A 205-nucleotide genomic window follows, 5' to 3' on the forward strand; every position below is an offset into this window, starting at 1 on the left:
CAACATGGCGGTGAGGGAGGGATTCGAACCCTCGATACGGCTACAAACCGTATACTCCCTTAGCAGGGGAGCGCCTTCAGCCACTCGGCCACCTCACCGCAAGTAGTGGCGCGTCCGGGAGGATTCGAACCTCCGACCGCCTGGTTCGTAGCCAGGTACTCTATCCAGCTGAGCTACGGACGCGCATCTATCTTGCTTGCAACAA

General features: G+C 59.0%; 2 tRNA genes. Both read right to left on the reverse strand.

Going from position 1 to position 205, the window contains the following annotated elements:
* Positions 1–5: 5 nt before the first annotated feature.
* Positions 6–98, reverse strand: a tRNA-Ser gene (locus BZJ21_RS16055).
* Between the two features lie 8 nt (positions 99–106).
* Positions 107–183 (reverse strand) — tRNA-Arg (locus tag BZJ21_RS16060).
* Positions 184–205 lie beyond the last annotated feature (22 nt).

Source organism: Salinivibrio costicola subsp. alcaliphilus (genome assembly GCF_001996185.1).
Lineage (GTDB): Bacteria > Pseudomonadota > Gammaproteobacteria > Enterobacterales > Vibrionaceae > Salinivibrio > Salinivibrio costicola.